We start from the raw sequence: 2,777 nt of genomic DNA on the forward strand, positions 1-2,777 counted from the left end.
CCCAACAACCATGCGCTCGTCATGATCGACTTCCAATCGCAGATGGCATTCGCCACCAAGTCCATCGACGCGGTCTTGCTGCGCACCAACGCAGGCCTGATCGCCAGGGCCGCGGCGGGGTTCAAGGTCCCCACCGTGCTGACCACCGTTGCCGAGAAGAGCTTCTCCGGGCCGATGTTCTCGGAGKTCACCGAGCCGTTCCCCGGCCAGAAGCTCATCGATCGCACGTCGATGAACACCTGGGAGGACGCAAATGTCATCAAGGCGCTCAACGCGATCGGCAAGGACCGACTCGTGTTCGCCGGCTTGTGGACGTCGGTCTGCATCGTCGGCCCGGCGCTGTCGTCGCTGGCGCAGGGCTATGAGGTCTACATCGTGACCGATGCATGCGGCGATGTCTCCACCGAGGCGCACGAGCGTGCCGTGACGCGCATGGTCCAGGCCGGCGCGCGCCCCATGACGTCCCTGCAATACCTCTTGGAGTTGCAGCGCGACTGGGCACGCGCCGAGACCTATGACCTGACCACAGGCATCGCCAAGACCCACGGCGGTGCCTACGGTCTCGGCGTCATCTACGCCAAGACGATGTTCGGCGCGCACGAAGGCTGACGCCACGCCGTGACTCGTCGAAGACCCCCCGCGGCTTGAGAAGCAGGAACCCCCATGAAGCCCTACATCGTCTCTCTCGCCGTCGRATTGCTCGTCGGCGTGATCTATGCGCTGTTCAACGTCCGCTCGCCGGCGCCGCCAGTCATCGCCCTGGTCGGCCTGCTCGGCATCCTGTTGGGCGAACAGATTCCGCCGCTCATCAAGCAGACGCTGAAGATCCAGAAGACGACCTCGTGGATGGACGATCAGGTCAAGCCGCACATGTTCGGTCAACTGCCCAAGTGCAAATCCAACGGAGAACTCCATCATGGCTGAGTCTGCTGCTCCCGACCTCATCCTCCACAACGGCGTCTCGCACCCGCGATGATGGGCTGAGCACGCCAGGCGATCCACGACCGGGGCCTGATCCCACCAAGTGGTGCGTGGGCATTGCCGTCGACGTGGAGCGGGGAGCGTTCTATTGGACCCAGAAAGGCGATGACAACGCCGGGCAGGGTCGCATACTGCGTGCCAATGTCGACATGCCGCAAGGGCAGACGGCGGCGAACCGGCAAGACATCGAAGTGCTGTACGAGGCCTTGCCCGAGCCGATCGACCTGGACATCGACCCGGACACGCGCATGCTGTACTGGACCGACCGTGGCGACCCGCCCAACGGCAACACGGTCAACCGTGCGCCGCTCGATTCGCCGGCAGGAAAGCGCAGCGCGCCCGAAATCGTGTTCGATCACCTGATGGAGGGCATCGGCCTGGCGCTGGATCCCAAGGGCGGCCGGATGTTCATCACCGACTTCGGAGGGTCGCTGTATTGCGCCAAGCTCGACGGGTCGAACCGCCAGACCCTGCAGTTCGCGCTGGGCAACCTCACCGGCGTCGCGTACGCCGAGCTGCCTGTCCAGCGCCGGTAACGACCTTCCCTCAACCCAGTTCGGCGACGAGTGCCGGCACGACCGTGAACAGGTCGCCCTCCAGGCCGTAGTCGGCCACGCCGAAGATCGGCGCCTCCGGGTCCTTGTTGATCGCGACGATCACCTTGGAGTCCTTCATCCCCGCGAGATGCTGGATGGCGCCGGAGATGCCCACCGCGACGTACAGCTGCGGCGCGACGATCTTGCCGGTCTGGCCGACCTGATAGTCGTTCGGCACGAAGCCCGCATCGACCGCAGCGCGTGATGCGCCCAGCGCCGCGTTCAGCTTGTCAGCCAGCGGCTCCAGCACCTTCCTGTAGTTCTCGCCGTTTCCGAGGCCACGGCCACCCGAGACGATGATGCTCGCGCTCGTCAGCTCGGGGCGATCCAGCTTAGTCACTTCACGGCTCACGAATTGCGAGAGGCCGCTGTCCGCCGCTGCGTCGATCTTCTCGATCGGGGCGCTGCCGCCTTCGGCCGCGACGGGATCGAATYCGGTCGTGCGAACCGTGATGACCTTGATCGGGTCCCGAGACTGGACCGTCGCGATTCCATTCCCCGCGTAGATCGGCCGCTCGTAGGTGTCCGTGCTCACCACCGCGATGATGTCGCTGATCTGCGCGACATCGAGCCTTGCCGCAATCCGGGGCGCCACGTTCTTGCCGGCTGCCGTCGACGGCGCGAGAATGTGCGTGTAGTTCGTCGCGATCGCCAGGACGGTCGCTTCGACGTTTTCGGCAAGGCCCGTTTCGAGCTGCGACGCGTCGGCCAGCAGCACCTTGGCGACGCCAGCCGTCTTCCCCGCCTGCTCCGCCGCGCCGTGCGCGTTGTGGCCCGCGACTAGCACATGCACGTCGCCGCCAATCCGCTGCGCTCCTGCCACCGCGTTTCGCGTCGCTGGCTTGATCGATGCGTTGTCGTGTTCGGCAATTACAAGAATGGTCATTTCAATGCTCCTTGATTACAGGACCTTCGCCTCGGTCTTCAGCTTCTGCACCAGCGTCTGCACGTCCGGCACCTTTACGCCCGCGCTGCGCTTCGGCGGCTCGGCGACCTTCAGCGTCTTCAGGCGCGGCGTGACGTCAACCCCCAGATCCGCCGGCTTCAAGAGTTCGAGCGGCTTCTTCTTCGCCTTCATGATGTTCGGCAGCGTCACGTAACGCGGCTCGTTCAAGCGAAGATCGGTCGTCACCACCGCGGGCAGCTTGATCGACAGGGTCTCCGTGCCGCCATCGACTTCGCGCGACACGGTCGCCCTTC

The 2,777-nt window shown here is 64.9% G+C and carries 5 protein-coding genes; 3 read left to right on the forward strand and 2 right to left on the reverse strand.

All coding sequences use genetic code 11. The features are described 5' to 3' along the window. From AC1DY5_RS50260 to AC1DY5_RS50270, 3 genes are all read left to right on the forward strand, one after another. Positions 1-609: hydrolase (locus AC1DY5_RS50260; protein ID WP_478121784.1), on the forward strand; the 609-nt coding region annotated here is incomplete at its 5' end. A 54-nt stretch (positions 610-663) separates the two neighbouring features. Further along, positions 664-924: a DUF1427 family protein gene (locus AC1DY5_RS50265; RefSeq protein WP_478121785.1), complete on the forward strand. Its 261-nt coding sequence runs from the start codon at positions 664-666 to the stop codon at positions 922-924. Between the two features lie 107 nt (positions 925-1,031). Next, positions 1,032-1,517: a hypothetical protein gene (locus AC1DY5_RS50270; RefSeq protein WP_478121786.1), complete on the forward strand. Its 486-nt coding sequence runs from the start codon at positions 1,032-1,034 to the stop codon at positions 1,515-1,517. A gap of 10 nt (positions 1,518-1,527) precedes the next feature. On the opposite strand, the gene AC1DY5_RS50275 is transcribed toward AC1DY5_RS50270, so the two are convergent. Further along, complete coding sequence (locus AC1DY5_RS50275) at positions 1,528-2,463, reverse strand: electron transfer flavoprotein subunit alpha/FixB family protein (protein WP_478121787.1); 936 nt, start codon at positions 2,461-2,463, stop codon at positions 1,528-1,530. Positions 2,464-2,478: 15 nt separating this feature from the next. Then, a partial coding sequence (locus AC1DY5_RS50280; RefSeq protein WP_478121788.1) for an electron transfer flavoprotein subunit beta/FixA family protein occupies positions 2,479-2,777 on the reverse strand: 299 nt, incomplete at its 5' end.

The organism is Variovorax sp. P4_D9, from assembly GCF_056401695.1.